The sequence below is a fragment of the Amycolatopsis sp. NPDC114478 genome (assembly GCF_055633805.1).
The window spans coordinates 209,141-231,683 of record NZ_JBVKDO010000002.1; the positions used below are offsets into that span (position 1 = coordinate 209,141).

A 22,543-nucleotide genomic window follows, 5' to 3' on the forward strand; every position below is an offset into this window, starting at 1 on the left:
ATGGGCTACGGACTGGGCATCGACCTCGGCACGACCTTCACGGCCGCCGCCGTCGACAGCGCCGGCCACGTCGAAATGGTGTCGCTCGGCGACCGCACGGCGGCCATCCCGTCGGTGGTGCTGCTGCGGGCCGACGGCGGCGTGCTCGTGGGTGACGCCGCCAGCCGGCGCGCGGCCGTCGAGCCCGACCGCGTCGCGCGGGAGTTCAAGCGGCGCCTGGGCGACCCGACGCCGGTGCTGCTCGGCGGCGCGCCGCACTCGGTGGCGTCGCTGATGGCGCACCTGCTGGGGTACGTCGTGCGGACGGTCGCCGGGCAGCAGGGCGGCCGGCCCGACCGGATCACGCTGACGCACCCGGCGAACTGGGGGCCGTACAAGCGGGAGCTGTTCGAGCAGGTGCCGCGGCTGACCGGGATCGACCAGGTCGGCCTGATCACCGAGCCCGAAGCGGCGGCGGCGCACTACGCGGCGCAGGAACGCCTCGACGACGGCGCGGTCGTCGCGGTGTACGACCTGGGCGGGGGCACGTTCGACGCGACCGTGCTCCGCAAGCGGGGCAACGGGTTCGAGATCCTCGGTTCGCCGGAGGGCATCGAGGGGCTCGGCGGCGTGGACTTCGACGAGGCCGTGTTCGGGCACGTCGACCGGGCGCTGGACGGGAAGCTGTCGCAGATCGACCCGGACGACCCGGGCGCGGTGGCGGCGGTCGTGCGGCTGCGCCAGGAGTGCGTGCTGGCGAAGGAGGCGTTGTCGGCCGACACGGAGGCGGCGGTGCCGGTGCTGCTGCCGTCGGTGCAGACGGAGGTCCGGCTGACCCGCGGTGAGTTCGAGGAGATGATCCGCCCGTCGATCACCGCGACGATCGGGTCGCTGCACCGGGCGCTGCGGTCGGCGAACCTCCGCCCGGCGGACCTGGGGGCGGTCCTGCTGGTCGGCGGCTCGTCCCGGATCCCGCTGGTGTCCCAGCTGGTGTCGGCGGAGCTGGGCCGCCCGACGGCGGTGGACATCCACCCGAAGTACGGGGTGGCGCTCGGCGCGGCGGCGCTGGCGTCGGGCCGGTCGGGACTGGTGCAGGCGACGCGGGCCCAGCCGGTGCCGCCGCCGGTCCCGGTCCCGCGGGTGCCGGCACCCCGTCCCGAGACGCGCGAGCCGGCGACCCCGGGTTTCGGCGCGGGGGCACCGCCGCCGTCGCTCGGCCGGACCAAGTCCGACGCGAGCCCGGGCCGCCGGGCCTCGCGCCGCGGAGTGGTCGTGGGGCTGTGCGCGGTGGCGGTGGTGGCGATCGGCGGCGTGGCGGTGGCGGTGAGCAGTTCGGGCGGGAGCGGCTCGGGGAGCACCCCGCCGTCGTCGAGTCCGGCGACCGACACGCCGACGCTGGTGACGCTGCCGTCGCCCGAGGCTCCGGAGACGACGCACGCCACGGTGGCGGCGCCGCACACGAACCCGCCGGCGACGACCCGGCGCAAGACACCGCCGCGGACGACGACGCCGACGCGCACGACGACGCCGACGACGACCACGACCCCGCCGACCACGACGACCGCGGCGCCCACGACGTGATCCGCGCGGGCGCTCGCCGCCGGTAGCCTCGCGGACATGGCGGCAGAGCACGTGATCGTGACGTCCACGACAGACTCCGAGACCGCGGCCCGCGAGCTGGCCGCGAAGGCGATCGAAGAACGGCTGGGCGCCTGCGCGCAGGTCGTCGGGCCCGTGACCAGCGTCTACCGCTGGGACGGCGAGGTGCGGACCGACCGCGAGTGGCGCGTCGAGATCAAGACGACGGCCGGCCGGGTGCCCGCGCTGACCGAGCGCATCGGGCAGCTGCACGGCTACGACCTGCCGGAGGTGATCGCGACGCCGATCGTCGGTGGCAGCGCCGCCTACCTGTCCTGGCTCACCACCGAAACCGCTGGCTAGATTCGGGAGTATGGAAGACCTTCGCCAGCGTTTCGAGACCCTCACCACCGCCCACCTCGCGGACGCCTGCATCCGCGCCGGCCTCGCCGTGCGCTGCGCCCCGGCGCCGACGCGCGGTCGTGCCCGGCACCCGCCTGCTCGGCCCCGCGCTCCCGGCCCGGCACGTCGGCAGCGTCGACGTCTTCCTGGAGGCCCTCGAGCACGCGACCCCCGGTGACGTCCTGGTGGTCGACAACGGCGGCCGCCTCGACGAAAGCTGCGTCGGCGACCTGATGGTCCTGGAGGCGCGCGCCGCCGGGCTGGCCGGGGTCGTGATCTGGGGCCTGCACCGCGACACCGCCGACGTCCGCGCGATCGGGCTGCCGGTGTTCAGCCTCGGCTCGGTCCCCACCGGCCCGCTCAGCCTCGGCCCGCGCGTCGACGGCGGCCTCGACGAGGCGGTCGTCGGGTCCTGGCGCATCGGGCCGCGGGACCTGGTGGCCGGCGACGACGACGGCGTCGTCTTCCTCCCGCTGGACCGCGCGCCCGAGCTGTTCACCCTCGCCGAAGGCATCCGCGACACCGAACGCCGCCAGGCCGAGCGGATCCGGGCCGGCGAGCCGCTGCGGCAGCAGCTCCGCTTCGCCGATTTCCTCGCGGCGCGCGAAGCGGATCCGGCCCTGACCTTCCGCGCCCACCTGCGGGCCGTCGGCGGCGCGGTCGAGGAGTAATCCGGAAGTGTGATGTTCGCCCGACCGGGGTATCCGCGCGCAGCGGCGGCGCGGGAGGCGAAACCATGGACACCCTCATCGACTTCGGCAGGGACATCGAATACCACTTCGTCCGCGGCCTGCGGGCCTACCTCGCCCGGGTCGCCCGCGCCGTCGGTGTCGGGTTCGAGTCGTGTTCGCTCGACCTCGACGTCCCGACCTCCGGCTACGTGGCGCTCGACCGCGCGCTGCCGGACCAGCCGGGGCACGACCTGGCGCTGATCTGGGACGAGGTGCACGGCTGGTCGGTCGCCGTCGAGCCCGCGGGCGGCGGCGCACCGGAGGTGCTCGCCTACCTCGCCGGGCCCGAGGTCCTGCCGTCGCCGCGCGCGGTCGCGCGGTTCCTCGACCTGCTGTGGTCGGCCGGCCTGCCCGCCGGCTCGTGCCGCCCGCCGGTGTTCCGGACGGCCGGGCGCCACGAGGACCTCGTCGACTGGCTGCCGGTAACCGGCCCCGAGGGACTGCTGCGGCCGAGCTCGCCGGGCTGGTGACGCCTAGGATGGGTCCGCCCGTGTCCCGTCCACCGAGGGAACCCCGTGACCAGCGCCGAACCGAGTCCCGTCCGCGTCCTCCTCGTGGAAGACCACGACATGGTGGCCGAGGCACTGCAGCTGGCGCTCGACCGCGCCGACGGGATCACGGTGGTCGGCCGCGCCCGCTCCCGGGCCGAAGCCGTCCCCGACGCGCGGGAACACCGGCCGGACGTCGTCCTGCTCGACCGGCGCCTCTCCGACGGTGACGCCCTGGGCGTCATCGGGGAGCTGGGGGAGACCGGCGCGCGAGTCCTGGTCTTGACCGGCGACGCGACGCCGTCGGTCGCCGTGCAGGTGGCGAAGGCGGGCGGCGCCGGGCTCCTGCTCAAGTCGTCGCAGCTCGGCTTGCTGGAATCCGCGGTGCGCGACGTGGCCGCCGGCGGCATGGTCTTCGACCCCGAGCTGCTGCCCGAGATCTTCGACCGGCTCACCGGCCGGGCTCCCGCCCGCGGCGCGGACCTGACCGCGCGCGAACGCGAAACCCTCGACCTGCTCGCCGAAGGCGCCACCACCGAGAAGATCGGCGAGCGGCTCGGCGTCTCCCGCAACACCACGCGCAACCACGTCCAGCGCGTGCTGGAGAAGCTCGGCGCGCGCTCGAAGCTCGAAGCCGTCGCCGTGGCCCGCCGCGAGGGCCTGATCGGCTGATGCACCTGCACCAGTGACGCGGCCGGGGTTTGCATCTCGTGCCCCAGCGGGCCGCCCGGCACGCTGGACGCCGTGGACATCCCGGCACCGCTCACCGCCGAGTGCGCCCTGACCGATCCGGCGGGCGGCCTGGCCGTCGTGCGCCGGTTCGCGCGCCTCACGCTGACGGCCTGGGCCTGCGACTCCGTCGTGGACGACGCGCTGCTCCTGCTCACCGAGCTCGCCACCAACGCCCTCCAGCACGGCGCCGGCCGCCCGGTCCTCCGGCTGAGCGTCGGGGCCGGGCACGTGCGCATCGAGGTGTACGACGACGACCCGGCGCCGCCCGTGCGGCGCTCGCCCGGTGCCGACGGCGGCTGGGGCCTCGCCCTCGTCGAGCGGCTCTCGCTGGCCTGGGGGACCGCACGCCAAGGGCTGGGGAAGGTGGTCTGGTGTGCGCTGTCCGCGCCGTCGGCCGAACTCGCCGGCTGACGCGCCGTGCCGGCCGGGCGCCCATCCGGCAGAGTTGCCCCATGGACGACGACGGGCGCGGCGAGGACCGGTTCCGGCTGCTGGTGCGCAGCGTCCAGGACTACGCGATCTTCCTGCTCGATTCCGACGGCCGCATCGCGAGCTGGAACGCGGGCGCGGAGCGGATCAAGGGCTGGCCCGCGGAGGAGATCATCGGGCAGCACTTTTCGGTGTTCTACCCGGCGGACGACGTGGCGGCGGGGAAGCCGGCGTGGGAGCTGGAGGTCGCGGAGCGGGAGGGGCGGCTGGAGGACGAGGGGTGGCGGATCCGCAAGGACGGCACTCGGTTTTGGGCGAATGTGGTGATCACGGCGTTGTTCGACGAGCAGCACCGGCTGGCGGGGTTCGGGAAGGTCACCCGCGACGTTACCGAGCGCCGGACCGCCGAGGAGGCCCTGCGCCAGAGCGAGGAGCGGTTCCGGCTCCTGGTGCAGAACGTGCTCGACTACGGGATCTTCATGCTGGACCCGGGCGGGCACATCTCGAGCTGGAACGCCGGGGCCGAGCGGATCAAGGGCTGGTCCGCGGAGGAGATCGTCGGGCAGCACTTTTCGGTGTTCTACCCGCCGGAGGACGTGGCGGCGGGGAAGCCGGCGTGGGAGCTGGAGGTCGCGGAGCGGGAGGGGCGGCTGGAGGACGAGGGGTGGCGCGTCCGCAAGGACGGCACTCGGTTTTGGGCGAATGTGGTGATCACGGCGTTGTTCGACGAGCAGCACCGGCTGGCGGGGTTCGGGAAGGTCACGCGTGACATGACGGAGCGCCGCAACGCCGAGCAGGCCCTGCGCGAACGCCGCCGGCTCGTCGGCCACCTCGTCGACGCCCAGGAGGTCGAGCGGCGCCGGATCGCCTGGGACGTCCACGACGAGTCGATCCAGTCCATGGTCGCCGTCGGGATGCGCCTGCAGCTGCTCGCCTCCCGGCTGCCGGAGCCGCACGCGAGCGCCGTCACGGGCCTGGACGAGTCCGTGCAGGCCGCCATCGGCCGGCTGCGGGGCCTGGTGTCCCGGCTGCGGCCGCCGGAGCTCGACCGGCACGGCCTGGTGGAGGCGGTGTCCGGCTACGTCGATGACGTCGCGGGCCGCTGGGGGCTGGGGCACTCGGTGCGCGACGAGCTCACCGCCGAGCCGTCGCCGGAAGCCGCGATCACCGTGTACCGGATCTGCCAGGAAGCACTGAGCAACATCCACAAGCACGCCCGCGCCACCCGCGTCGACCTCCACCTGTCCACAGTGGACAACGGAACGTCCGTGCGGATCACCGACGACGGCGTCGGCATGACCGGCGAGGACGCCGCCGCGGGCCACTTCGGGATGGTCGAGATGTACGAACGGGCCGAAGCGGCGCACGGCTGGCTGTCGGTGACGAGCACGCCCGGCCGCGGCACGGTCGTCGAGTTCTGGCTGCCGATGCTGCCCGACGTGGCGGGACTGGAACCGTGACCGAGGTGCGGGTGCTGATCTCCGACGACGACGAGATGATCCGCGCCGTCCTCAAGGAGGTGCTCGACGCCGAGGCCGACATCGCGGTGGTCGCGGTCGCCGAAGACGCCGACGAGGCGATCCGGCTGGCCGAGCACCACCGGCCCGCGGTGGCGGTCCTCGACGTCCGGATGCCGGGCGGTGGCGGGGCCCGGGCGGCGCGCGAGATCGCCCGGTGCAGCCCGGACACGGCCATCCTCGCCTTCTCCGCCTACGCCGACCGGGCCTCGATGGCCGGCCTGGCCGCGGCGGGCGTCACCGAGTACCTGGTGAAGGGCGTGCCGAACGTGAAGATCGTCGAGGCCGTCCGGCGGCTGGGGCGGGCGTCGTGAGCGGTCAGCCGACCGGCCGGGGGCTCATCACCCCGTAGAAGTCCATCGGCAGCACCGTGAACAGCCGCCGCACCGCCCGCGAATCCCCGGGCTCCACCGTGAGGCGCGCGCCGGCGGCGTCGGCGAGGAGCTGGGCGCGCAGCAGCGAGTTCAGCCCGGCGACGGAGATGAACGTGACGCCGGAGAGGTCGACGACGACCTCCTCGACCTGGCTGCGGATGCGGGTCCGCAGCAGCTCGTCGAGCCGGCGGGCGGTGTTCAGGTCGACCTCGCCGCTCACCCGGACGAGGACGGTGCGCGGGGCGGGGCGCGAAACGCGCAGGGTCATACGGCCGGCGTCGACCCAGCCGGGGGAAGTGAGCTCGTGGTCGGCCGAGCGAGGTTCGGGAACCATCGCGGCACACCCTTTCGTCAGGCAGCGGGGGCGGACCGGACGTGAGGGCGGATGGGCGCCGATCGAGGCAGCCTGCCGGCCCGGGCGCGGAACGTCCGGCAGCGGCTGACGGCTCAACCGTGAGCCCTCAGCATAGTGCACATGCACTAGATGGACCACCTCGGCGCACTCCGCCGGCCGGACGGCGACCCACGCGGCGACGCCACCGGCCGGCTGGCGCCCCCGGGCCGGGCCCGCCAGGCTGGCCACCGAGGAAGGAGCGCGCATGCCCACCACCGTCGTCAACCTCAAGGGCCACCGCGACGACCCGGAGTACGCCGACGTCGTCTACGTCGGGCGGCCGATGCACCGGGGCGGCTGGCACCTCGCCGGGTCGCAGCTCGCCAGCCCCTTCCGGCCCGGCCCGGACGGCACCCGCGAGGAGGTCCTCGCCAAGTACCGCGAGCACCTGCTGGCGCGGCCGGATCTGCTCGCGCTCCTGCCGGACCTGCGCGGAAAGCGGCTGGGGTGCTGGTGCGTCCCCGAGCTCTGTCACGCCCAGGTGATCGCCGAGATCGCGGATCACGGGCCGTAACGAACCCCACCCCCTCCGCGAGTAACCTGGCGACACGAGGGGGTGATCGACGGTGTCCGCGCGACGACTCGGAGGCTTCGATCAAGCGGAACTTCCGGCGGCTCACCGGATCCGGTGGTGGGTCGCGGCGGTGGCGGCGGGGCTCGTCGCCACCGGGTTCGCCGTGGTGCCGTACCTGCCGTTCTTCCAGAGCTGGACGTTCGTGCGGGACCCGAAGGTCGCGAGCGTCATCACCTGGACCGTGCTGCAGACGTCCGTCGTGGCCGTCTCCGCGGTGCTGACGCTCTACTTCATCGGCCGGGCCCGCCTCGAAGCCGCCGCCTTCCGCGCGAACCAGATCGACATCCGGCTCTTCGCCGACGAACGCCCCGAAGGCAGCCACGACCGCGAGATCGACTCCGCGGTCGAGCTGACCGCCGCGTTCAAGCGGATCCTCAACGACTCGCGGCTCTACACGCCGACGCCGGTACCCGGGGTGGGGAGCTCCTACGACTTCATCCAGATCGTCGAGCACGCCGGCGACGCCGCGGAAGGCTGGTGGAAGGCCGCCACCAAGCTGGTCCGGCTTGCGCAGCCGCCCGCCGCGTTCACCGTCACCGGGACGGTCCGGCCCGGCAACAGCACCGGCCGCTACCAGCTCATCCTCGAGCTCGTCCGCGTCCCGCGGTTCGCCGCGAGCCCGCTGGTGATCGAGGACGAGAACTGGCCGCGCGTGCTGCACCGCGCGGCCAACGCGGTCGCCGCGCTCGTCATCCCGCGCAGCGCCTACGTCCGCACGAACATCCACTGGGCCGCCTGGCGGGGCGCGAAGATCCCGTACGAGCTGTTCGACGCCTACCAGCGCGCCAACCACTTCATCACCCACCGCCGCTACGACGAAGCCCTCGCCGAGTACTACCGCGCGGTGAGCCTCGACCCGTCGAACGTCTACATCAGACTCGAGATCGCCGCCCTGCAGGAGCAGCTCGACCTGCACCTGGACGCGCTCGCGACCTACGACGACGTGATCACCGTGTGCAGCCGGGGCCACCCGGCGCTGGCCCGCTGGTGGATCGGCCCGGACTTCGCGCGCCAGCCGCGGCACGCGGGCCGCGGCCGCGGCGTCGCGCTGCTGATCGCCCGCTACCGGCACGCGCTCGTCCTCGGCCACGGCGACTCGGTGGCGGGCTCGTGGTGGGTGCGGCGCACGACGGCGGGCGCGCCCGACGACGCGCGGGCGTTGCGCCGGGCCGAGCTGCGGACGGCGCTGGAGCTGCGCTTCCGCCGGTACGTCGAGCTCGACGTGCGGGTGCGGCCGTACGCGATCCCGCCGGAGAAACGCCTCGAACTGCACCGTCGCGTGCTGAAGGTGCCGGTCGAGGAGATCGTCGTCCACGAGGCCACGCCCGAGCGGCTGACGGAGTACAACCAGCGCGCCGCCGAGATGCGCTCGTACCTCGGCGCGCTGTCGCAGTACGAGATCGAACGGCTCATCGCGGACTACCGCCGGTTCGGCAGGCGCTGGCGCAGCAGCTGGCACCAGCTGACGAACCGCGCGCTGGACCTGTCCCTGGTCTGGGCGGTGGTGCGGCGCGCGATGGCCGACGTCGAGCCGGTGACCGGCGCGGTTCCGGTGCCCCAGCCGGCCTACCCGGCCAGCCGCGTGCGCCTGGCCGACGTCTGCCCGGACCGGCGCTGGCCGCCGGATCCCCAAGCCCTCGACGACACCGTCGAAGCCGCGGGCCCGCGCAAGTCGTGGGAAGAGTGCTACAACGCGGCGAGCGTGTACGCCGTGGCGATGCTCGAAGTGGGCCCGCGGGGTGAGCGCGACCTCCGCGACCGCGCGCGCAACCCGCGTCTGGTCGGCGAAGCGCGGGACGAAGTGGCCCGCCGCGCCGTCCGCGAGCTCTACCACGCCGCGACGATCAGCCACAGCGGCCGGCTGCCGGAGCGCCGGTCGTGGGTGATGGGGGAGGACCCCGACCTCGTCGCGCTGCGCGGGCACGAGCTGTTCCGGGTGTTCGAGATGGTGACGTTCTCCCCGGACCGCGCGGCGCCGCTGCGACCGCAGCGCGCGCACGTCTGGGAACAGGTCAGCTACGTCCGGCGCCTCGTCGGCGAGATCGCCGCCTGCCGCGCGCACTTCTGGCGCGCCCGGGCCGCCGAAGCCGGACCGGACGACCGGACGCTCGACCGCTGGCGCTCGGCCGACCGCGACGCGTGGCGGAAGCTGGCCGAGCTCGCGACCGGCAAGCAGGACTGGTACACGCGCTACCAGGCGATCCGCGCGTTCCGCGCGTGGTCGGCCGACTCGGGCTACCCGGGCGCGATCGAGGGGTTCCCGCTGTACAGCGAAGAACGGCTGCACGCTCAGCTGCGCGGCGCGGCCGGCCCGCGCGGGAAGACGGGGCTGGACGCGAACATCGTCGTGCGCGAGTACGTCCGGTTGTGCGACCAGCGGCTCGACCAGCTGGCCGCGGACATCGCGGAACTGGCCGAGCCGTCCCCGGTGACGGGCTTCGCGGCGTGCGCCGACCTGTGGACGGCGCTGAGCGCGTGGTTCGACGACGACATCGCGGACGGCTCCTCGGCCGACGAGCGGCGCGAGCGGTTCCGCAAGCTCGCCCGGCCGTAGGGTGGCCCGGTGCGGGCGAGGTTGCGGACACTCCGCGTCGGGGAGCGGACTTACACGTGGCTGGCCACGATCGGCCAGGTCGCGGGCGACGGCGTCGATGTCCACCGCTGCATCAGGGTGCGCGTGTGGGGTGCTGGGAAGAACGGCCGCGCCCTGGAGGCCGACTTGCTTTCGAAGGCCACGAGCGTGGGCTGGACCCCGGCCGCGACGGACGGCTCCTACCCGGCGCCGGCCGGCGTCCGGCGCCTCGTCGAGCACGCGCTGACCCTGGGCTGGGACCCCGCCGCGGTGGGCGGGACCTTCCGGCTCACCGAAGACGACGGGCTGGAGCTGCCGGGCTTCCTGATCACCGATCGGGTGCGCGACCCCTGCGCGCCGGACCCGACCGCGCGGGTCATCCGGGCGTCCGAGGCTGCTGCTTCAGAACTCGATCAGCGTTGATCCTGGGACGGGCGCGAGTGACGGAAACTCCCGGTGTCCGGCACCCGATCGCCCGTCTTTGCGGCACCGGGATTGCAGCCAGGACCGAGCGTACCCGCCAAATCGCCTCATGAGCGCCGCGTGTAGCGGTGCTTGACCCCGACCGGGAAGTACTCCGGGTCGCCCGCCGGGCGCAGCACGACGTCCGGCCGCTGGCGCTCGGCCGGGACGTAGTGCGCGAACTCGCTGTTGAGCCGGCGCAGCTCGTCGCGCACCGCGTCGGCGATCGCCGCGGCGTCGGCCGTCGCGCCCGGGGCCGTCTCGACCGTGATCCGCAGGCGGCGGTCGCGGTCCTCGTCCTCGACCGACTCGATGACGAACTTGCCCGTGACCGTGTCGCTGATGCCCGGCCGCTCCAAGCCGACCGTCACGTTCTCCGGGTAGACGTTCGCGCCGAAGAACGACACCGTGAACAGCGACCGGCCGAACACGTACACGAACGGCAGCTGCGGCCCGGGCGGCGGCGTGAAGCCGTGGCGGGCGCAGAAGTCCAGCAGCTCGGCGTGCGGCAGGACCCCGCCGTCGTCGGCGATGTGGTAGCGGATCAACGGGATCCCGCCGTCGCCGGTGAAGACGAGCGTGCCCTCGTGCACCTCGAAGAAGCGGCTCGCCGGGTCGTACTGCACCAGCGTCGGGAGCCGGGCGTCGCCGAAGACTTCGCGCGCCGGCTCGGGGCGGTCGGCGAAGAAGCGGCGGATGCTTGCCGACAGCGGCGTTTCGGTGCCGAGGACCCCGGCGTCGGCCGTCCCGTACAGCGAGGCGACGTCCCGCACCGGGTCGGCCACGCCGGCCCGCCGGGCCACCAGCTCGCGCCACTGCTCGCTGAAAACCTCGCCGGCCAGCACCAGCTTGATCGCGTACGCGGGCCAGTCGACACCCTCGGCGACGCCGGTGTCGACGACGTCCTTGACGAACGGCGGGTAGCCCAGCAGCACGACCTGCTCGAAGTGCGGCGCCAGTTCGGGGAGCACGCGCAGGATCTCGGCCTTGTTGTTGCCCGGCGCCACGACGGTGATCGGACAGCCCTTGGTCGCGAGATGGCGCACGCACGCCGTGGTGAAGAGGCCGCCGACCCACGTGCCGAGCGGGAAGCAGACGACGGCGAGGGTGCGGCGCCGGTCGGCTTCGAAGGCGTCCACCAGGACCGTTTCGAACCGGCGGGCGACGTGCAGCTCGTCTTCGAGGGCACGCGGCCAGATCGTCGGGTGGCCACTGGAGCCGGAGGAGACGGCGATCATGTCGAGCCCGTCGAACGTGCCGCCGCGGCACAGCTCGGGCAGCGGGTACTTCCGGTGGTAGCCGTCCTTGTCGAGCAGCGGCAGCGTCCGGAAGTCGGCCATCGTCCGGATGTTCCCGGGCGCGACGCCGTGCTCACGGAGGAACTTCCGGTACGCGGGCACGGTTTCCGCGGTCCGGCGGAAGAGGCCGAGGACGTGGTCGGCGGCCGGTGGCTCGGGCGGCCCGAAGAAGGTGTCGAACGCCTGCCGCACGCGGGTCTGCCGGCCGAGGTCCATGATCGGAGCATAGCGGCGGGCACGTGTCATGATGTGCGGCGTGAGCACGTCCGCGGAGCAGGAGCCCGCCGGCTCGCCGTTGACCCTCTACCTGGTCAAACGGCTCGAGCTGGCGATCAGGGCCCTGCTGGACGACGCGCTCCGGCCGGTCGGGCTCACGACGTTGCAGTACACGGCGCTGACGGTGCTGGAGGCCAGCGGCCCGCTGTCGTCGGCGCAGCTGGCCCGGCGGTCGTTCCTGCGCCCGCAGACGATGCACGAGATGGTGCTGGCCCTGGAGAAGCGCGGCCTGATCGCGCGGACGCCCAAGCCGGACAACCGCCGCGTCCTGCTGGCCGGCTTGACGGACGCGGGCCTCGCCCTGCTGGCCGGCTGCGCCCCGGCGGTGGCGGAGGTGGAGGGCGCGTTGCTGGCGGAGCTGAGCCCGGCCCAGCGCGCGACGTTCCGCGAGGGGCTCCGGCACGGGGTGCTCGCGCTGGGTGCCCTGTCGTCCCAGCGGCGTTCTCAGGAAGGCTGATTCCGCGCGGCCTGCTACCGGGGTACTGGTGACGGCCAAGTGGCGGAGGTGTTCGGGCTTGCGGATAGGCCGGTCGAGTGGTCGCCGAAGAGGGCGCGTTGCCCGGGTGTGGGAAGGGGCGTTGAGGGGTAAGTCCCAGACCTGCTTTCCGCACTTGGAGGTTCGCCGACCGTGACCAGGGCTCGCGACAAGGGTGGCGTGAGAACCACTGCCCGACGCGTGCTGGTGGTCGTCGCAGCGGCGGCCGGGTTGTGGCTGGTGTCTTGGTTGTTGTCAGGGCACGCCGAGGCTGCGGGCCGGGACGCGGATCCGCTCGGCGCGGTGGTGGCTGGAGTGCTGGGGGAGCCGCCGTCCGGTGGCGGCGGTCCGGTGGCTGATCCGGTTTCGCACGCGGTCGCGCCGGTAACGGAAGCTGTGGCCAAGCCGGCGTCGCAGGTTGTCGCGCCCGTGACCCAGCCGGTTTCGCAACTGGTGCGCCGCGCCGCGCCGGTGGTGCGTTCACTCGAGCCGGTCCTCGAACCCGTCTCCCAGGTCGTGCGTGCCGTGGCGCCCGTGGTCGAGCCGATCCTCGCGCCCGGCGATCGGGTCATTCGCGCTGCGGGACCCGTGCTCGACCCGGTCGGGCAAGCCGTCGAGCCCGTTGTGCGCCCGATCGAACCGGTCAGCGGAACCGTCGTCACCCCCGTCGGTGACCCAGCCGCCAAGCCACCTGCCAAGACCCGGGCCACCAAACTGCTGCTCGAGACCCCGGCTCTCCAGGCGAAAACCCAGCCACCGGCGGCAAAACCCGAGCTGCCACCGACCGAACCGCAGACCACCGCGACACCGGCCGCCCATGCCCAGCCCTGCACCCGCACCGACGCGGGTCTCGCCGCGAAAGCCCAGGCCACAAAACACATCGCGGCGCCCACGCCCGGCCCCTCCCCGGCGCCGAGGACCCCGGCGGTTCCCGCCGACGCCGCCTGCGGGTCGGCTCCCACCATCCCGCCCGCCTTCCTGACCCCCGACCTCGGACCCCGGGCGACCCCGGCGTTCACGCGGTCGCACGGGCACTTCGTGCCGCTCTGGCGGCCCTGCAAGCCCGGTACCGGCCCCGGCTGATCACGCCCCGATCAACCTCGCCGTCGCGGTGCGCGGCGTGTTCCGCGCTGCCCGCGACCAGTCACCACCACCACCCATGCGTGAAAAGGGGCGAAAATGGAAGCGAATGTGTTCGATCTCGGGAAAGTGCGAAGAGACTCGGTGGTCACCATCCGGCTGGACGCGATGGCCAACGTCAGGCTCCTGACGAAGGTCAACTTCCAGGCCTACCGGCGCCGGCAGTACTACCGGATGCATGGCGGGGTGGCCACCGCACCGATGTTCAAGATCCACATCCCGGCCAACGCGCACTGGTTCCTCGTGCTCGACGTCGAAGGCCTGGAGAACCTGCCGCTGCGGCCCCGGGTGAGCGTCGAACCGGAGCCCGCCGTCATGGCTCGTGGACGCACCGGCCCCCGGTGAACGTCATCGCGACCTTCGCGGCCCCGATCTCCCGGTCGGGGCCCGCGAAGGGGTCGCGGTCGAGCACCACCAGGTCGGCGCGGTGGCCGGGCCGGATCACGCCTGTGTCGTCGAGGTGGTTGACGTAGGCCGAACCAGCTGTGTACGCGGTGATCGCCGCGGCCAGGCCGATCCGCTGGTCCGGCAGGAACGCGGGGACGTCCTCGCCGTACGGGACCCGGTTGACCGCGACGTGGATGCCCTGCAGCGGGTCGGGGCTGCTCACCGGCCAGTCGCTGCCGGCGGCCAGGGTGGCCCCGGCCTGCAGTAGGGCGCCGAACGGGTACTGCCACGCCGCCCGTTCGGCGCCGAGGAAGGGGATGGTCAGCTCGTCCATCTGAGGTTCGTGCACGGCCCACAGCGGCTGGATCGTCGCCGTCGCGCCGAGCCGCCCGAACCGCGGGACGTCGTCGGGGTGCACCACCTGCAGGTGCGCGAGGTGGTGGCGCCGGCCGGTGCCGTTCGCCGCGCGGGCGGCTTCGACGGCGTCGAGCGCGTCGCGCACCGCGCGGTCGCCGAGCGCGTGGAAGTGCACCTGGAAGCCGTGCGCGTCCAGGAGCGTCACGTACTCGCGCAACGCCACCGCGTCGACGAAGCTCAGTCCACGGTGTCCGGTGCCCAGGTACGGGCCGAGCATGGCCGCGGTGTGGTTCTCGGCGACGCCGTCCAGCATGATCTTGACTGTCTCGGCGCGGAACCCGCTGCGGCGCAACGACTCCCGGCGCTCGAGGAGCTCCGGGAGCTGTTCCGCGCCGCGGGCGCGGTCCCACCAGAGCGCGCCGGTGACGCGGGCGGTCAGCAGCCCGCGTTCCGACGCGGTCGCGTACGCCCGCGACGGGTCCGGCATGCCGCCGTACTCGCCGAGCAGCGCGTCCTGCCACGCGGTGACGCCGAGCGAGTGCAGCAGCCGCTGCGCCCGCAGCAGCCCGGCGAGCTCGTCGACCTCCGTGACCGGCGGCAGCAGCCGGGTGACCAGGTCCATCGCGCCCTCCTGCAGGACGCCGGTGGGGCCGTCGGCGTCCTGCTCGACGCGGCCGTCCGGCGGGTCCGGGGTGTCCGCGGTGATGCCGGCGCGGGCGAGCGCGGCGCTGTTCAGCCAGGCGCCGTGGTGGTCGCGGTTGACCAGGACGACCGGCCGGTCCGCGACGACGGCGTCGAGCAGCCGGCGGTGGGGGAGGCCGCCCGCGAAGGTGTCCAGGGACCAGCCGCTGCCGGTGAGCCACTCGAGCGGTGGGTTCGCCCGCGCGTACGCGGCGACAGCGTCGAGGCAGCTCACAACGCTGGTGGCGCCGGTGAGGTCGCACTTGCCGAGCTCGACCCCGCCGCCGACGGCGTGGATGTGCGCGTCCTGGAACCCGGGCAGCAGCAGGCGCCCGCGCAGGTCGACGACCTCGGTGCGCGGGCCGAGGTGCGGGGCCGGGTCGGCGCCGACGGCGGTGATCCGGTCGCCGCGGACGGCCGCGAACCCGGCCCGGCCGCCGGCCGTGAGCACGGGGCCACCGGTGAAGACGAGGTCGGCGTGCATGTCCTCGATCTTCCCGCATCGACGGGCCGGCGCGGGGTACCCGGCCGGGATGCAGACGTTCCTGCCGTGTGCCGACTTCACCGCCAGCGCCCGCGCGCTCGACCGCCGCCGGCTGGGCAAGCAGCGCGTCGAGACGCTCCAGGTGCTGCGCGCGCTCGTGGTCCCGGGCTACGGCTGGCGCCACCACCCGGCGGCGAAGATGTGGACGGGGTACGAGGAGGCGCTGACGCGCTACGGCCTCGAGGTGTGCGCGGTGTGGTGCGCGCTGGGCGCGGCGGACACGTGCGCGGTGAAGCTTTCCGACGAGTTCGCGCACGCGATCGGCCGCACGGCGGTCCGCACCCAGACCGAACTCACGGCCACCGGCGACCTGCCGCCCTGGCTGGGCGACGAAGCCCTGCACCGCAGCCACCGGTCCGCACTGGTGCGGAAGGACCCAGAGCACTACGCCGCGCGGTTCCCGGGGGTGCCGGACGACCCGCCGTACGTCTGGCCGGCGTCGGACCGGCCGCCGCGCACCGCCTGAGCGGAGCCCGCCGGCCGGAATCCGCACCGGACCTGCGCGTCGAGTGGTCCGTCAACCCATCACCACACCGACCAACGGCGGATTTACAACGTTGTACCAACGATGTAAAAGTTATCCCCGCACGAGCTCGCCCGCCGTGGAAGGGGCCACCGATGTCCTCCCGAGAACGCGCTCACCTGACCCGCCGGGACCTGCTCCGGCTCGCCGGAGGCACGACCGCCGCCGTCGCCGCCGCGCTGTGGCTGCCCGGCACCGCGGCCGCCGCGGGCACCTTCAGCCCGATCCGGCCGCCCGCCACCCCGCTCCTCGTCCGTTCGCCCTACCTGTCCACCTGGCAGCCCGCCGACAACCTCGCCGGCACCTGGTCGAGCTTCTGGACCGGGCACATCACCGCCCTGTGCGGCCTCGCCCGCATCGACGGCGCCGCGTACGTCTTCGCCGGTCAGCCCGCCCTGCCCGCCGGGCCGGCGCTCACGCCGATGACGCAGGTCAGCCTGCAGGTCACGGGCACGCGCTCGACCTACGTCCTCACCGGCGGCGGCGTGAACCTCACCGTCACGTTCTTCTCGCCCGTCGACCCGGCGAACCTGCAGCGCCAGTGCGTGCCCTTCGGTTACGTGACCATCCAGGCCACCAGCGCCGACGGCCGCGCGCACGCCGTCGACCTGCACTTCGACACCTCCGCCGAGTGGGTGCACGGCGACACGTCCACGCCGGTCACCTGGACCCAGCAGCAGTCGGGCGGTTACACCCTGCTCAGCTGCACCCCGGCGAGCCCGGGCGTCCTGCAGGAGAACGGCGACCAGGCGAGCTGGGGCCGGCTCGTGCTCGCCGCGCCGACGTCCGGGACCAGCTGGCAGATCGGGCAGGACACCGTCGTGCGCGCCGCCTCGGCGGGCCAGGGCGCTTTGCCCAACACCAGCGACACCGCCCAGCCGCGCGCGATCAACGACCGCTGGCCGGTGCTGGCCTTCAACAAGGACCTCGGCACGATCCCGGCCGGCGGCACGTCGGCCCCCTTCACGCTGTCGATCGGGCACGTCCGCACGCCCGCCGTCCGCTACCTGGGCACCCAGCTGAACCCCTGGTGGACGCACTACTGGGGCAGCTGGCCGGACATGGCCGTCTGGTTCGGCAACGACTACGCGGCCGCGCTGTCCGCCGCGACGGCGATCGACCAGCGCCTGCACGACGACGCCGTCGCCGCGGCCGGTGGCGGCACCACCGGTGAGCACTACGCCGGGATCTGCGCGCTGGCGCTGCGCCAGGCCTTCGGTGGCACCGAACTCGTCGACCGCGGCGGCGCGCCGTGGGGCTTCCTCAAGGAGATCTCCTCCAACGGCAACATGTCCACAGTGGACGTCACCTACCCGGCGTTCCCGGCCTACCTCTACCTGTCCCCGGCCTACCTGCGCTTGGTCCTGGAGCCGTTGCTGGACTACGCCGAGCGCGGCGGCTGGCCGATGCAGTTCGCCGAGCACGACCTCGGCACCCACTACCCGGACGCGACCGGCCACAACGACGGCAACGAGGAGAGCATGCCGGTCGAGGAGTCGGCCAACCTGCTGATCATGGCGGCCGCGCTGGTCCAGCGGCTGCCGTCGGCGGACGGCGTCGCCTTCGCGACCACCCACTACCGGATCCTTCGGCAGTGGGCCGAGTACCTGATCGGCAACACCCTCGACCCCGGCTTCCAGAACCAGACCGACGACTTCACCGGCTTCATCGCCCACAGCGCCAACCTCGCGCTGAAGGGCATCATCGGGGTCGGCGCGATGGGCGTCATCGCCGCCGCGACCGGCAACACCGCCGACGTCCAGCGCTACCGCTCGACGTCCCGCAGCTACATCAGCCAGTGGGTGACGCTCGCCCAGGACTCGTCGAACCAGCACCTCAAGCTCGCCTACGACCAGGCCGGCACGTGGAGCCTGAAGTACAACGGCTTCGCCGACCGCGTGCTCGGCCTCGACCTGGTCCCGCTCGGCGTCGCGGCACAGGAGGCGGCCTGGTACCAGGGCCACGTCGGCGCCCACGGCGTCGTACTCGACCCGCGCAACGACTACACGAAGGCCGACTGGGAACTGTGGACCGCGGCCTGGCTCACCGACCAGCCGAACATCCGGAACTCGCTGGTCGAAGGCGTCTACAGCTACGCGAACGTGACGCCGCAGCGGGTGCCGTTCAGCGACTGGTACGTCGTGGCCGACGCCACCCAGCGCGGCTTCCAGGCCCGCCCGGTGGCCGGCGGCTACCTGGCCCTGCTGACGCGCCCGACGCCGTCGGCCACGGTCTGGCGGAAGCTGCAGAACCAGCGGTCGGGCAAGGTGCTCGCCGTATCGAACATGTCGCTGGCCGACACCGCCGAAGTGACCCAGTGGTCGGACAACGGCACGGCCGACCACCTCTGGGCGGTGGTCGACAACGGTGACGGGACCGTCCGGATCGTCAACCGCAACAGCGGCAAGGTCCTTGCGGTGCACGACCAGAGCCTCGACAACGGCGCCCACGTCCAGCAGTTCCAGGACAACGGCACCCCCGACCACAACTGGCGGATCGTCGACGCGGGCGGCGGCTGGTCGAAGCTCGTCAACGTCCGCAGCGGCAAGGTGATGGCGGTCGACCAGCAGTCCACCGCGGACGGCGCCCAGGTGATCCAGTGGGACGACAACGGGACACCGGACCACCTGTGGCGGTTCGTCTGACGCGGTTTGCGACACTGGCGCCGTGTGCGCCGACCCCCTCCGCCGGTTCCTCGACGAACGGGATCCGCCGACCCCGTGCCTCGTCGTCGACACCGACGCCGTCGCGGCCCGGGCGCGCGAGGTCCGGGCGGCGTTCCCGGACGCGCTGATCCGGTACGCGGTCAAGGCCAACCCGGCGCCGCCGGTGCTCGACGCGCTGGTGGCGGCCGGGCTCGGCTTCGACGTCGCCGGGCCCGCCGAGCTCGCGCTGTGCCTGGAGCGCGGCGCGGACCCGGCTGACCTCGCCTACGGCAACCCGATCAAGAAACCCCGGGACATCGCGTACGCCTTCGAACGCGGCGTCCGCGAGTTCACTTCGGACGCCGCGGCCGACGTCGACCACCTGGCCGCGCACGCGCCCGGCTCGGCCGTGTCGATCCGGGTGCTGCTCGACGCGCCCGACTCGGTGACGCCGTTCGGCCGGAAGTTCGGCTGCGAGCCGGCCGAGGCCCTCGACCTCGTGTTGCGGGCGGCCGCGCGCGGGCTGCGGCCGGGCATCGCCTTCCACGTCGGGTCGCAGCAGCCGGACGCCGGCGCGTGGGAGATCGGCATCGCCACGGCGGCGAAGCTGTTCGCCGAGGCCGCGGCGCAGGGCGTCGCGATGACGCGGCTCAACCTGGGCGGCGGCTTCGCGACCGCCCACCGGACCGCGGTGCCCGCGCTGGCCGCGTACGCGGCGAGGATCGCTACGGCGCTCGACACGTATTTCCCCGGTGAGCGGCCCGAGCTGATGCTGGAGCCGGGCCGGGTCCTCGTCGCCGACGCGGGACTGCTTCGCGCCGAGGTCGTGCTGGTCGCGCACCGCGGCGAGCGGCGCTGGGTGTACCTCGACATCGGCCGCTACAACGGGCTCGCCGAAGCCGAGAACGAGGCGATCGCCTACCGGTTCGAGCCGGTGGCGGCGCACGACGGGCCGAGCGGGCCGGTGGTGCTCGCCGGGCCGACCTGCGACGGCGACGACGTCCTGTACCAGCGGACGCCGTACGAGCTGCCGCTGTCGCTGACCACCGGCGACCGGCTCGACCTGCCGGGCACCGGCGCCTACACCGCGAGCTACGCGTCGGTCGGCTTCAACGGGATCGAGCCGCTGCGCACCCACTGCGTCGGGCGGTGGGGCGATGCCTGAGATCGGCCGGTTCACCGGGCGCCACGTGCTCGCCGAGCTGCACGGAGTCGACCCGGGCCTGCTCAACGACGCGGCTCGCCTCGGCGAACTGCTGCGGGCGGCGGTGACGGAGGCGGGTGCGACGGTCGTCGACGTCGTGGCCAAGCGGTTCGTGCCGCAGGGGGCCACGGTGATCGCGCTGCTCGCCGAGTCGCACGCGTCGGTGCACACCTACCCCGAGCACGGCTCGCTGTTCGCCGACGTCTTCACCTGCGGCTCGCGGGCCGACCCCGAGCACGCGCTGCGGCTGCTGGCGAAATCGCTGGACGCCGCTTCGGTCCACCTGTCCGTCCTGCACCGGGGAGAACGCTGATGCCCCTGATCCACGAACCGGTCGGCGCCGGGCTCACCCGCGTCTGGGAGGTCGGCGAGGTGCGCTTCCACGAGCGCACGCCGTACCAGGAGGTGCTGATCGGGACGACCGCGCAGGGCATTTCCCTGTTCTGCGACGGGGAACGGCAGAGCACCGAAGCGAGCCAGCTCGTCTACCACGAGGCACTGATGGTGCCCGCGCTCCTGCTGGCCGAGCGGGTACGGCGGGTGCTGATCATCGGGTCGAGCGAGGGCGTCGCCTCCGAGCTGGCGGTCGCCGCGGGCGCCACGCTCGTCGACCACGTCGACATCGACGAGCGGGCCGTGCGGGCCTGCGCCGAGCACCTGCCCTACGGCTACACGACCGCGGACCTCGCCCGCGGCACCGGGCCGATCCGGGTGTCCTGTGAGGACGGCTGGGCGTTCCTCGCCGCGGCCGAAGCCCGCGGCGACACCTACGACGTCGTCGTGATCGACCTCCCCGACGAGAACACCGACCCGGACGCGCAGCACAACCGCTTGTACGGCACGGACTTCCTCGGCCGCTGCGCTCGCGTCCTCGCGCCCGGCGGCGTGGTGACCTGCCAGGCGGGCTGCCCGACCCTGTGGCGCAACGAAACGCTGCTCGCGGCGTGGCGGCGGTTCCGCGAGGTGTTCGGGACGGTCCTGTACTTCGGTTCCGACGAGCACGAGTGGGCGTTCCTGACCGGCCGCGCCGACGTCGTCGACGACCCGGGCGCGCTGGTGGCGCGGCGGTTCGCGGAGCGGGGGAGCGGCGCGGCCACGCTGGACGCCGAAGCGCTGCTCGGCGGCACGACTCCGCCGTACTCGCTCCGGCACGCCAGTGGTCCGGACCAGTCGTGACCGATGATTGTCCGACATAAGCGAGTATTGAAGCGATAAAATGCGGGAAATGGATTTCCCGCACTCCGCGTTGTCGTGTTACTCCGTTCAGTGGCCGTCGAAAAGGTTGCGATCGCGCTACGATCCGTTCCGCGCGCGATCATCGTGATCAAAAGGCATCGTGGCCCATTTGGAGGAGCGTCATGCTCGGTATGTTGGTCGTAGCCGGAATGGTTCTGTCCGCCCTCGCCGCACCCGTCGATTCCCCGGCGACGTCGGCTCCGGCCGAAAAGATCACGCTCGACGTCAAGACGATCAACGGGTCGGGCTGCCCGGCGGGCACGGCCACGGCGACGGCCGACGTCGCGTCCGACAACACGTCGTTCACGGTGCACTACACGAACTTCACCGCCAAGGCCGGCGGTGGCGCGTCCGCGCTCGACGCCCGGAAGAACTGCCAGATCAACGTGCTCGTCCATGTACCGCAAGGGTTCACGTACGCGATCGCCGAAGCCGACTACCGCGGTTTCGCGCACATCGAGAGCGGAGCGAGCGCGCTCGAGCAAGCCAACTACTACTTCACGGGCACGGCGCCGACCGCGCGGGTCCGGCACACCTTCCCCGGCCCGTTCCACGGCGTGTGGCGCGCGACGGACACCACCGACGTGGCGGCGCTCGTGTTCGCCCCGTGCGGTGAAGACCGCAACCTGAACATCAATGCGGAACTGCGTGCGGACGCGGGTACGGCCGAGGGAACGAGTTACATCGAAATGGATTCCGAACACGCGAGCGTGGACACGATTTACCACTTCGCGTGGAAGACCTGCTGAATTGCGGGAAATGGCCCGCTCATCGGAACCAGGCCGGTGAGCGGGCCGCTTCGCGTTAGACGTGGGTGACCAGGAGTGTCACTCCCGCTTCGCCGCCGCAGTCGACGAAGACCGGCCCGACGCCGTTGCCGATGTGCTGCGCCACGTTCGCCTTGGCGACGAAGTGGTCCGGCCCGGCGTCGACGATCCGGATGTTCTCCAGCGCCGGGTGCTCCGGGAAGCCGCCGAGGACGGACTTCAGGCCGGTGCCCCCGCCGCAGCTGCCGGTGATGGTCACTTCCTGGCCGCGGTGCGTGGTCGGGTTCGGCGTCACCTCGACGGTGGCTCGCGCTCCCTTGGGTGGCTGGGTGGTCATGGTCCCCTCCGTGGTCCCCGCGGCCGCCGACGTGCCGCCGGCGATCCCGATGGTCACCGCCGTGACGAGCCCGGCCGCCGCGGCCAGCCCGGTCACCGTGCGGGTGGTCCTGCTGCGCATGGTGTTCTCCTCCCTGGATCCGGGGTTCGCCGGATCTGCTTCGTCAGTCGCCGCGGGACGGGCCCGGGGTTCTCGGCGAAGGGGAGTGAGACGTGGATCACAGTCGGCAGGGAGCCGCTCGCACGTCCACAGGGGACGGAGGGGCCGCTAGTCGAGCGCGCCCGCGGCCGGCAGCTCGGCCGGTTCGCCCTTGGCGGCGGGGGCCAGCGTGCATCGTCGTTCGAACCGCTCCATCAGGACGGTAGCGATCAGGAGGGCCACTGGGGTGCTCACCGCGATCCACATGCCAGAAGAGCTACCCAGGCCCGCCGGAGATGAATC

General features: G+C 73.1%; 24 protein-coding genes and 1 pseudogene. 20 read left to right on the forward strand and 5 right to left on the reverse strand.

The genetic code is table 11. The features are described from left to right. The 8 genes and pseudogenes from ACZ7OH_RS05580 to ACZ7OH_RS05615 all read left to right on the forward strand — a co-directional run bounded on the left by ACZ7OH_RS05580 (nt 1) and on the right by ACZ7OH_RS05615 (nt 6,170). Nucleotides 1-1,560 (forward strand): Hsp70 family protein, encoded by a 1,560-nt coding sequence (locus ACZ7OH_RS05580; RefSeq protein ID WP_470279760.1) that lies wholly within the window; start codon nt 1-3, stop codon nt 1,558-1,560. A gap of 36 nt (nt 1,561-1,596) precedes the next feature. After that, nucleotides 1,597-1,920: a divalent-cation tolerance protein CutA gene (gene cutA / locus ACZ7OH_RS05585; RefSeq protein WP_470279761.1), complete on the forward strand. Its 324-nt coding sequence runs from the start codon at nt 1,597-1,599 to the stop codon at nt 1,918-1,920. 10 nt (nt 1,921-1,930) lie between these two features. Continuing rightward, nucleotides 1,931-2,630, forward strand: a pseudogene (locus ACZ7OH_RS05590) (RraA family protein). Nucleotides 2,631-2,695: 65 nt separating this feature from the next. Continuing rightward, the gene (locus ACZ7OH_RS05595; protein WP_470279762.1) at nt 2,696-3,160 is read left to right on the forward strand and encodes a DUF6292 family protein; all 465 of its coding nucleotides are present in this window, start codon (nt 2,696-2,698) and stop codon (nt 3,158-3,160) included. A gap of 45 nt (nt 3,161-3,205) precedes the next feature. Then, a complete protein-coding gene (locus ACZ7OH_RS05600) occupies nt 3,206-3,850 on the forward strand; it encodes a response regulator (protein WP_470279763.1) in 645 nt (214 codons plus the stop codon). Between the two features lie 72 nt (nt 3,851-3,922). Next, the gene (locus ACZ7OH_RS05605) at nt 3,923-4,321 is read left to right on the forward strand and encodes an ATP-binding protein (protein ID WP_400909323.1); all 399 of its coding nucleotides are present in this window, start codon (nt 3,923-3,925) and stop codon (nt 4,319-4,321) included. Nucleotides 4,322-4,362: 41 nt separating this feature from the next. Beyond that, complete coding sequence (locus ACZ7OH_RS05610) at nt 4,363-5,799, forward strand: PAS domain-containing sensor histidine kinase (RefSeq protein WP_470279764.1); 1,437 nt, start codon at nt 4,363-4,365, stop codon at nt 5,797-5,799. Then, nucleotides 5,796-6,170, forward strand: coding sequence for a response regulator (locus tag ACZ7OH_RS05615; RefSeq protein WP_400909327.1), 375 nt, complete (start codon nt 5,796-5,798; stop codon nt 6,168-6,170). Before ACZ7OH_RS05610 ends, ACZ7OH_RS05615 begins: the two co-directional genes overlap by 4 nt. A gap of 4 nt (nt 6,171-6,174) precedes the next feature. On the opposite strand, the gene ACZ7OH_RS05620 is transcribed toward ACZ7OH_RS05615, so the two are convergent. Continuing rightward, nucleotides 6,175-6,564, reverse strand: a complete 390-nt coding sequence (locus ACZ7OH_RS05620; protein ID WP_470279765.1) for an STAS domain-containing protein — start codon at nt 6,562-6,564, stop codon at nt 6,175-6,177. 265 nt (nt 6,565-6,829) lie between these two features. Here ACZ7OH_RS05620 and ACZ7OH_RS05625 point away from each other — a divergent pair, with 265 nt between their 5' ends. The 3 genes from ACZ7OH_RS05625 (at nt 6,830) to ACZ7OH_RS05635 (ending at nt 10,193) form a co-directional block, all read left to right on the forward strand. Then, on the forward strand, nt 6,830-7,138 hold the full coding sequence (locus ACZ7OH_RS05625) for a DUF4326 domain-containing protein (protein ID WP_470279766.1): 309 nt from the start codon (nt 6,830-6,832) through the stop codon (nt 7,136-7,138). Nucleotides 7,139-7,268: 130 nt separating this feature from the next. Continuing rightward, on the forward strand, nt 7,269-9,752 hold the full coding sequence (locus tag ACZ7OH_RS05630) for a tetratricopeptide repeat protein (RefSeq protein ID WP_470279767.1): 2,484 nt from the start codon (nt 7,269-7,271) through the stop codon (nt 9,750-9,752). A gap of 9 nt (nt 9,753-9,761) precedes the next feature. After that, entirely contained in the window at nt 9,762-10,193 is a 432-nt protein-coding gene (locus ACZ7OH_RS05635; RefSeq protein ID WP_470279768.1) for a hypothetical protein, read from the forward strand. Nucleotides 10,194-10,300: 107 nt separating this feature from the next. On the opposite strand, the gene ACZ7OH_RS05640 is transcribed toward ACZ7OH_RS05635, so the two are convergent. Further along, nucleotides 10,301-11,746: a phenylacetate--CoA ligase family protein gene (locus ACZ7OH_RS05640; protein WP_470279769.1), complete on the reverse strand. Its 1,446-nt coding sequence runs from the start codon at nt 11,744-11,746 to the stop codon at nt 10,301-10,303. A 28-nt stretch (nt 11,747-11,774) separates the two neighbouring features. Between ACZ7OH_RS05640 and ACZ7OH_RS05645 the strand changes: the two genes are divergently transcribed. The 3 genes from ACZ7OH_RS05645 (at nt 11,775) to ACZ7OH_RS05655 (ending at nt 13,766) form a co-directional block, all read left to right on the forward strand. Continuing rightward, complete coding sequence (locus ACZ7OH_RS05645; protein ID WP_470279770.1) at nt 11,775-12,263, forward strand: MarR family winged helix-turn-helix transcriptional regulator; 489 nt, start codon at nt 11,775-11,777, stop codon at nt 12,261-12,263. A 219-nt stretch (nt 12,264-12,482) separates the two neighbouring features. After that, nucleotides 12,483-13,364 carry a hypothetical protein gene (locus ACZ7OH_RS05650; protein WP_470279771.1) on the forward strand — a complete coding sequence of 294 codons (882 nt, stop codon included), beginning with the start codon at nt 12,483-12,485 and terminating at the stop codon, nt 13,362-13,364. A 96-nt stretch (nt 13,365-13,460) separates the two neighbouring features. Beyond that, the gene (locus tag ACZ7OH_RS05655) at nt 13,461-13,766 is read left to right on the forward strand and encodes a DUF1883 domain-containing protein (RefSeq protein ID WP_400909343.1); all 306 of its coding nucleotides are present in this window, start codon (nt 13,461-13,463) and stop codon (nt 13,764-13,766) included. Here ACZ7OH_RS05655 and ACZ7OH_RS05660 read toward each other — a convergent pair. Next, the gene (locus ACZ7OH_RS05660) at nt 13,735-15,330 is read right to left on the reverse strand and encodes an amidohydrolase (RefSeq protein WP_470279772.1); all 1,596 of its coding nucleotides are present in this window, start codon (nt 15,328-15,330) and stop codon (nt 13,735-13,737) included. The genes ACZ7OH_RS05655 and ACZ7OH_RS05660 overlap by 32 nt on opposite strands. A 49-nt stretch (nt 15,331-15,379) precedes the next feature. Between ACZ7OH_RS05660 and ACZ7OH_RS05665 the strand changes: the two genes are divergently transcribed. The 6 genes from ACZ7OH_RS05665 (at nt 15,380) to ACZ7OH_RS05690 (ending at nt 21,747) form a co-directional block, all read left to right on the forward strand. Next, entirely contained in the window at nt 15,380-15,856 is a 477-nt protein-coding gene (locus tag ACZ7OH_RS05665; protein ID WP_470280311.1) for an MSMEG_6728 family protein, read from the forward strand. A gap of 152 nt (nt 15,857-16,008) precedes the next feature. Beyond that, nucleotides 16,009-18,558 carry a glutaminase domain-containing protein gene (locus ACZ7OH_RS05670; protein WP_470279773.1) on the forward strand — a complete coding sequence of 850 codons (2,550 nt, stop codon included), beginning with the start codon at nt 16,009-16,011 and terminating at the stop codon, nt 18,556-18,558. Nucleotides 18,559-18,580: 22 nt separating this feature from the next. Then, complete coding sequence (locus ACZ7OH_RS05675) at nt 18,581-19,723, forward strand: type III PLP-dependent enzyme (protein WP_470279774.1); 1,143 nt, start codon at nt 18,581-18,583, stop codon at nt 19,721-19,723. Next, nucleotides 19,716-20,075: an adenosylmethionine decarboxylase gene (speD, locus tag ACZ7OH_RS05680; protein ID WP_364466869.1), complete on the forward strand. Its 360-nt coding sequence runs from the start codon at nt 19,716-19,718 to the stop codon at nt 20,073-20,075. The genes ACZ7OH_RS05675 and speD overlap by 8 nt, the downstream gene beginning before the upstream one ends. Beyond that, nucleotides 20,075-20,938 (forward strand): spermidine synthase, encoded by an 864-nt coding sequence (locus ACZ7OH_RS05685; protein WP_470279775.1) that lies wholly within the window; start codon nt 20,075-20,077, stop codon nt 20,936-20,938. Before speD ends, ACZ7OH_RS05685 begins: the two co-directional genes overlap by 1 nt. 182 nt (nt 20,939-21,120) lie before the next feature. Continuing rightward, nucleotides 21,121-21,747, forward strand: a complete 627-nt coding sequence (locus tag ACZ7OH_RS05690; RefSeq protein WP_470279776.1) for a DUF4360 domain-containing protein — start codon at nt 21,121-21,123, stop codon at nt 21,745-21,747. Between the two features lie 55 nt (nt 21,748-21,802). Here ACZ7OH_RS05690 and ACZ7OH_RS05695 read toward each other — a convergent pair whose 3' ends face one another. Together ACZ7OH_RS05695 and ACZ7OH_RS05700 are read right to left on the reverse strand one after the other, a co-directional pair. Continuing rightward, nucleotides 21,803-22,222, reverse strand: a complete 420-nt coding sequence (locus ACZ7OH_RS05695; protein ID WP_470279777.1) for a hypothetical protein — start codon at nt 22,220-22,222, stop codon at nt 21,803-21,805. Between the two features lie 147 nt (nt 22,223-22,369). Further along, nucleotides 22,370-22,495: a hypothetical protein gene (locus ACZ7OH_RS05700; protein ID WP_470279778.1), complete on the reverse strand. Its 126-nt coding sequence runs from the start codon at nt 22,493-22,495 to the stop codon at nt 22,370-22,372. Between the last annotated feature and the right edge of the window lie 48 nt (nt 22,496-22,543).

Bases quoted from the DNA above. Each gene is read 5' to 3' on its own strand.
- cutA (WP_470279761.1), top strand. From the start codon at position 1,597: ATGGCGGCAGAGCACGTGATCGTGACGTCCACGACAGACTCCGAGACC.
- ACZ7OH_RS05625 (WP_470279766.1), top strand. From the start codon at position 6,830: ATGCCCACCACCGTCGTCAACCTCAAGGGCCACCGCGACGACCCGGAG.
- ACZ7OH_RS05620 (WP_470279765.1), bottom strand. From the start codon at position 6,564: ATGGTTCCCGAACCTCGCTCGGCCGACCACGAGCTCACTTCCCCCGGC.
- ACZ7OH_RS05580 (WP_470279760.1), top strand. From the start codon at position 1: ATGGGCTACGGACTGGGCATCGACCTCGGCACGACCTTCACGGCCGCC.
- ACZ7OH_RS05610 (WP_470279764.1), top strand. From the start codon at position 4,363: ATGGACGACGACGGGCGCGGCGAGGACCGGTTCCGGCTGCTGGTGCGC.
- ACZ7OH_RS05660 (WP_470279772.1), bottom strand. From the start codon at position 15,330: ATGCACGCCGACCTCGTCTTCACCGGTGGCCCCGTGCTCACGGCCGGC.
- ACZ7OH_RS05665 (WP_470280311.1), top strand. From the start codon at position 15,380: ATGCAGACGTTCCTGCCGTGTGCCGACTTCACCGCCAGCGCCCGCGCG.
- ACZ7OH_RS05645 (WP_470279770.1), top strand. From the start codon at position 11,775: ATGATGTGCGGCGTGAGCACGTCCGCGGAGCAGGAGCCCGCCGGCTCG.
- ACZ7OH_RS05655 (WP_400909343.1), top strand. From the start codon at position 13,461: ATGGAAGCGAATGTGTTCGATCTCGGGAAAGTGCGAAGAGACTCGGTG.
- ACZ7OH_RS05595 (WP_470279762.1), top strand. From the start codon at position 2,696: ATGGACACCCTCATCGACTTCGGCAGGGACATCGAATACCACTTCGTC.
- ACZ7OH_RS05695 (WP_470279777.1), bottom strand. From the start codon at position 22,222: ATGCGCAGCAGGACCACCCGCACGGTGACCGGGCTGGCCGCGGCGGCC.
- ACZ7OH_RS05685 (WP_470279775.1), top strand. From the start codon at position 20,075: ATGCCCCTGATCCACGAACCGGTCGGCGCCGGGCTCACCCGCGTCTGG.
- ACZ7OH_RS05670 (WP_470279773.1), top strand. From the start codon at position 16,009: ATGTCCTCCCGAGAACGCGCTCACCTGACCCGCCGGGACCTGCTCCGG.
- speD (WP_364466869.1), top strand. From the start codon at position 19,716: ATGCCTGAGATCGGCCGGTTCACCGGGCGCCACGTGCTCGCCGAGCTG.
- ACZ7OH_RS05690 (WP_470279776.1), top strand. From the start codon at position 21,121: ATGCTCGGTATGTTGGTCGTAGCCGGAATGGTTCTGTCCGCCCTCGCC.
- ACZ7OH_RS05640 (WP_470279769.1), bottom strand. From the start codon at position 11,746: ATGGACCTCGGCCGGCAGACCCGCGTGCGGCAGGCGTTCGACACCTTC.